Origin of the sequence: Streptomyces sp. NPDC021100 (genome assembly GCF_044333095.1) — a bacterium.
Lineage (GTDB): Bacteria > Actinomycetota > Actinomycetes > Streptomycetales > Streptomycetaceae > Streptomyces.
Genome location: NZ_JBIRQH010000046.1, coordinates 1 through 6,726, shown reverse-complemented (window position 1 = coordinate 6,726; position 6,726 = coordinate 1). Strand labels below are relative to the sequence as shown.

The 6,726-nt window shown below is 69.7% G+C and carries 1 protein-coding gene; it reads right to left on the bottom strand.

The genetic code is table 11. The features are described from left to right. On the bottom strand, window positions 1–6,726 hold a 6,726-nt coding region (locus ACH4PU_RS36075; RefSeq protein ID WP_398282282.1), incomplete at both ends, for an amino acid adenylation domain-containing protein.

Here is a 6,726-nt window from a genome sequence, read left to right as displayed (position 1 = left end):
ACCCGGCGGAACCGGACGCAACCCCTCATCCAGCACATACACCCGGGTACCAGCCACCGGCCCACCAATCGGCACCAGCCCACCCGCCGACAACGGCCGGCTCAGCGTGACGCACACCGTGGCCTCGGTCGGTCCATACGCATTGACCATCCGCCGACCCGCCGACCACTGCTCGGCCAGGTCGGGCGGGCACGCCTCCGCGCCCACGACCAGCGTTTCGAGTCCCGGCAGATTCCGTGCGGATTCCGGCGGAAGCGTGGCGAGGACCGAGGGTGGTATCAGGGCATGGGTGACGGCTCGGGCGTCCAGGACGCGCCGCAGTCCCTCCCCGGTCAGTTGGTCCTGGTGCGGAATCACCAGCGTCGCGCCGTTGCTGAAGGCCATCACCAACTCCCAGAACGCCGCATCGAAGCTCGGCGACGAGAACTGCAGGACCCGGCTCTCCGCCGTCACCCTCAACCGGTCCCGCTGCGCGGCGGCCAGACTCGCCACACCACGATGCGACACCACCACGCCCTTGGGGCGGCCGGTGGATCCGGAGGTGTAGATCACATACGCCGGGTGTGCCGCCTCCAGCCGGCAATCCAGATCACCATCCGGATACGCCTCCCAGTCCCCGCGCAGCGACTCCCCGTCCAGCACCAGCAACGGACGCGCATCGGCCAGCATGAACTCCAGACGATCCGCCGGATACGCCGGATCCAGCGGCAGATACGCACCACCCGCCTTCATCACCGCCAAGACCGCAACCACCAGCTCCACCGACCGCGGCAACAACACCCCCACCACCCGCTCCGGCCCCACACCCCGCTCCACCAGATAACGCGCCAGCCGATTCGCCCGCGCATTCAACTCCCCATACGACACCGACTCCCCACCACAGACCTCAACAGCCACCGCATCCGGCGCCAACCGCACCCGCTCGGCAAACAACCCCACCAACGACGTGGCAGACACCGCAGCGGAAGAGCCACTCCAGTCCAACACGAGCCGGTCCCGCTCACCGTCGAGCAGGATCCCGGCCTGTCCGATCGGCCGGTCCGGATCCGTGCTCACCTCGTGCAGCAGTCGCATCCACCGGGCCAGCAGTGACTCGACCGTGGAGCGGTCGAACAGGTCCGTCGCGTACTCCAGCAGCGCCCGTATGCCCGCCGGCTCACCGGTCTCGTCATGGTGTTCGTGCAGAGAGATCAGCAGATCGAAGCGGGAGGTGCCGGTCGTGGCCATTTCCTCGGTGATCCGCATGCCTGGAAGTTCCACTGCGCCGCCGGGGGCGTTCTGCAGCACCAACGCGACCTGGAACATCGGCTGATGGCCGGCGGACCGCTGCGGATTCAGCACCTCCACCAAATACTCGAACGGCACATCCTGATGCGCATACGCCGCCAGACTCGTCTCCCGGACCCGCCCCAGCAACTCCGAGAAACTCGGATCCCCCGACGTATCCATCCGCAACACGAACGTATTGACAAAGAACCCGATCAGATCATCCAGCGCCTCATCCGTACGCCCCGCCTGCCCACTGCCCAACGGAATGTCCGTACCCGCACCCAGCCGCGTCAGCAACGCCGCCATACCCGCCTGCAACACCATGAACACCGTCGCGCCACTACGGCCCGCCAGAGCGCACAGGTTCCGATGCAGCTCACCGTCCAGTTCAAAGGCCAGGCTGGCACCCGCGTAGGACGCCTTCGGCGGCCGCGGCCGGTCGGTGGGAAGATTCAGCTGCTCCGGCAGGTCCGCCAACTGCACCTTCCAGTACGCCACCTGCCGCGACAGGACACTGTCCGGATCAGACTCATCCCCCAGCAACTCCCGCTGCCACAACGTGTAATCCGCATACTGCACCGGCAACTCCGACCACGCCGGCACCCGCCCCGCGGATCGAGCCGAATACGCCTCGACGATGTCGCGGGCGAGAGGACCCATCGACCAGCCGTCGCAGGCGATGTGATGGATGAGAAGCAGCAGCACGTGGTCGTCGTCACAGGCGAACAGCGATACCCGGACCGGGATCTCTTCGGAGAGGTCGAACCCATGACGAGCCGCGGTTTCCAGAGCTTCCGGCAGCTCCCGCTCGCTGACCGACCAGGTCTCCCACCACAGCTCCGCCCGGTCCGGCGGGACCACCCGCTGCCGGGGTTCGCCGTCCTGCTCGGGGAACATGGTGCGCAGCGGCTCATGCCGGCTCACCACATCCAGCAGTGCCGCCCGCAGTGCCGTCCGGTTCACATCGCCGGACAGCCGCAGGGCCAAGGGCATGTTGTACGTCGCCGACGGGCCCTCGAGCTTGTGCAGGAACCACAGTCGTCGCTGGGCGAAGGACAGCGGAATGGTCTCCGGGTGCTCCATCGCCACCAGGGCCGGGCGTGCCGTACGGTCACCGTCCAGTCGCTGGGCCAGTCCGGCGACCGTGGGGGCGTCGAAGACGGTGGCGATGGCCACCTCCACACCCAGCACACTGCGGATCCGGCTGACCAGCCGGGTCACCAGCAGCGAATGCCCGCCCAGATCGAAGAAACCGTCATCCACGCCGACCCGGGACACCCCCAGCACCTCGGCGAACAGCCCGCACAGCACCTCCTCCTGCGGCGTACGCGCAGCCCGCCCACCGCCGATCGCAGCGTCCGGCACTGGCAATGCTGTGCGGTCCAGCTTGCCGTTACGGGTCACTGGAATCGCGCCGATCGCCACCAGCTGCGACGGAACGAGGTGAGCCGGCAACCGCTCGGTGAGCAGGTCCTTCACCGAAGCCAGGACGTTTCCTATGTCCCTGACCGCGGCCGGGTTGTTGACCAGCGGGCCTGGCACGGTGGAAGCGCGGCAGAGACCGCGTACCACCTGACCGCCAAGTGCGGTCGGCGAGATGACGGCGTCGAACAGTTCCGGGCGTTCGTGGTTCCAGGTCGTCACGACGGCCAGCCCGTGCCGTTCCCCCCACTGGACGATGTCCTCCGGGTCGACGGCGGCCGCGGCCTCGGCGTCGTCCCGCCGGCGTCGGTCCAGCGCATCCGGCGCGGCCTTTTCCCCGGCGAGCCGGGCATTGACCAATCCCGAGATGCGCACAGGCCCGTCGACCTCGGTCGGCAGATCGTCGAGCCCGGACACCTCCCGGCCCCACCGCAGCTCGGGGGTTCCGGCGAGCGACACCGGGTCGTTGTCACCAGGGCCGTGCGCGTCGAAGGCGTGCAGCACCACTTCGTAGCGGTGACGGGTCAGTTCGTTGTGGTGGCCGCCGCGCTTCAGCCGTACGTCGACCGCGCCGAAGCGACCGTCGGTTTCGGCGAGTGTGATGAAGTACTCCGGTGCGACCAGCAGTTCCTTCTCCAGCAGCACCGCACGTTCCACCGCGGCGTGCAACCGGGCGGTGTCCTTGGCGAGTCCGTACCGTCCGCCTTGCACCGCGGTATGCAGGGTGCGTACCGAATGGAGGTTGCGGATATCGCCCAGGATGATCCGGCCACCCGGCGCCAGCAGTTCCGTCGCGTGTCCGAGGACCTTGGTCAGGTAGTCGCCGGACGGGAAATACTGCACCACGGAATTGAGCACGATGGTGTCGAAGAACCCGGTCGGCAGCCCGTCGGTGTCATCGGCGGGCCGGCAGCTCAGTCGGACCCGGTCGGCCAGGCCCGCTTGCTCCACCCGGCCCGAGAGCCGGTCGATCACGACGGGAGAGAGGTCCGTTCCCCAGTAGGCCTCGCAGTGCGGGGCCACATGGGCGAGGAGCAGTCCGGAACCCACACCGATCTCCAGCACCCGCCGGGGTGCGAACTCCCGGATCCGGGCCACGGCGGCGTCCCGCCATTCCCGCATTTCCGCCAGGGGGATCGGCTTGCCCGTGTACGAGCTGGTCCACCCGGCGAAGTCCTCCCCGAATCCATCGGCCCGGGAACCGGCGGACACCGCGCCATGGACTTCCCGCCACTCGGCGACCTGGTCCTCTGCCGCCGGATCCCCGGCGTTCGCCGCGGGCACGACATAGCCGACCAGCCGCTGGTCATCGGGATCGTCCTCCCGGACGACCACCACGGCCTGCTCCACGGCGGGGTGGGTGAGCAGTGCGGCCTCGATCTCGCCCGGCTCGATACGGAAGCCCCGCACCTTGATCTGGTCGTCCGCGCGACCGACGAACACCAGTTCCCCGCCGGCGGTCCACCGGACCACGTCGCCGGTCCGGTACATCCGCGAACCCGGCGGCCCGAAGGGGGCGGCCACGAACCGGTCGGCGGTCGGTCCGGGTCGGTTCAAGTAGCCGCGGGCCACCTGCGCGCCCCCCACGAACAGCTCGCCCGGCACACCCGGCGGCACCGGCCGCAACCGGTCGTCCAGTACAGCCAGCGTCGTGTTGGCCACGGGCCTGCCGATCGGGACGGTGTGCCCGCCGCGGCGGGAGCGGTCCGCCACCGCCGAGGCCACCTGAACCGTCGTCTCGGTCGGCCCGTAGAGATTGATCACCGGGCAGCCCCAGGCGGACTCGACCTCTTCGGCCAGCCCGGCGCCGAGAGCCTCGCCTCCGGAGAAGATACGGGTCATCGCGTGGGCCGACGGTGGTGCCGGGAGCGCGGCCAGCAGCGAGGGGACGAACTGGGCCGTGGTGACGCGGTCGCGGACGATGAGGTCGACCAGCCGCCGCGGATCGCGTAGGACATCGTCCGGGGCGACGCACACCGTCGCGCCGGTCAACAGGGGCAGCCACATCTCCCACCCGGCGGCGTCGAATCCGACGGCCGTGCGGAAGAGGACCACATCACGGCCGTCGAACGAGTGGGCCGCCCGCAGCCACTGGAGCTGCCCGGCCAGGCCCCGCTGCTCGACCACGACCGCTTTGGGCCGCCCGGTGGAACCGGAGGTGTAGATCACATAGGCGGGGTGGGCGCCGTTCAGGGGAAGGGTGCGCTCTCGGTCCGTCACCGGGCCGCCGGACAGCTCCGCGAGCCGCGCGCGGATCTCCGGATCGCTCAGGTCCACCAGGGCGGGCTGCCCGGCACCGTCCGGCAGGGGTACGTCCTGACAGGTGACGACGAGCACCGGGCCGGCGTCGGCGATCAGGGACCTGAGCCGTTGGGCCGGGTCTCCGGAATGGAGCGGCAGGTAGGCCGCGCCGGACTTCAGCACGGCCAGGAGCGCGACGAGGAGCTCCGCCGACCGCGGCAGAGCGACCGCGACCAGCCGTTCAGGGCCGGCACCCCGGGAGATGAGCAGCCGGGCCAACCGGTTGGCCCGCTCGTCGAGCTCGGCGTAGGTCAGGGCCGACCCGCCGCAGACCACCGCGACGGCCTCCGGGGTGCGGGCGGCCTGAGTGGCGAGCAGGTCCGGGAGCAGCCCAGCCTGTTCGGCGACCGGGCCGCGCCCATGGGTCAGTACGGCCTCCCGCTCGGCCGCACCGACGAGCTCGACCTGCCCGATCCGGACGCGGGGATCGGCGGTCACGGCACGCAGGAGCCGCTCCCAGCGCTCCACCAGCCGCCGCACGGTCTCCTCGTCGAAGAGGTCGGTGGCGAACTCCACCGAACCCTCCAGCCCGGCCGGGACACCGTCGCCGTCCCGGACCTCACTGAGCGAGACCAGTACGTCGTAGCGGGCGGCACCGGTGCCGACCGCCTGCTGCCGCGCTTCGAGCCCGGGCAGCTCGAACCGGCCCTCGGGCGCGTTCTGCAAGGTGAGGGCGACTTGGAACAACGGATGGTGGGCCGGGGACCGCTTGGGATTGAGCACCTCCACGAGGTACTCGAACGGGACGTCCTGGTGGGCGTACGCCGCGAGGCTCGTCTCCCGGACCTGGTCCAGCAGATCCGCGAACTCGGGATCTCCCGAGGTGTCGGTGCGCAGCACCAGCGTGTTGACGAAGAACCCGACGAGGTCGTCCAGCGCCGCGTCGGTACGTCCCGCGATGCCACTGCCGAGCGGAATGTCGGTGCCCGCGCCCAGCCGGGTCAGGAGCGCCGCCATCCCCGCCTGCAGCACCATGAACACGGTGGCGCCGCGCTCGGCCGCCAGCGCCGCGAGACCCCGGTGCAACTCGCCGTCCAGGGCAAAGGTCGTGGTGGCACCCTCATACGAGGCCACCGCGGGCCGCGGCCGATCCGTCGGGAGGCTCAACTGGTCGGGCAGGCCGGCCAGTTGCCTTGTCCAGTAGGTGACCTGCCGGGACAGCACACTGTCCGGATCGGTCTCCTCACCCAGCAGCTCCCGTTGCCAGAGGCTGTAGTCCGCGTACTGCACGGGCAATTCCGCCCAAGCCGGAGCCCGTCCTACGGTGCGAGCCGCGTACGCCGTGACGATGTCACGGGCCAGCGGCTGCATCGACCAGCCGTCACCGGCGATGTGGTGGATCAGAATCATCAGTACGTGCCGGCCGCCACAGGCGAAGAGCGACGCCCGGACAGGAATCTCGGAGGAGAGTGCGAACGGATGGCGTGCCGCGGCTTCCAAAGCCGCCGGCAGCTCCCGTTCGGTGACCGTGCGGGTCTCCACGCTCCACTCCACCTGGTCGGCGGCGATGATCCGCTGCCAGGGCTGACCGTGGTGTTCGGGGAACACCGTGCGCAGCGATTCATGCCGCCCCACCACATCCAACAGCGCGGCACGCAGAACCCGCTGGTCGATCTCGCCGATCAGCTCAAGTGCGAAGGGCATGTTGTAGGTGGCTGAGGGTCCTTCGAGTTTGTGGAGGAACCACAGTCTGCGCTGGGCGAAGGAGAGCGGGATGAGGTCCGGGCGCGGCAT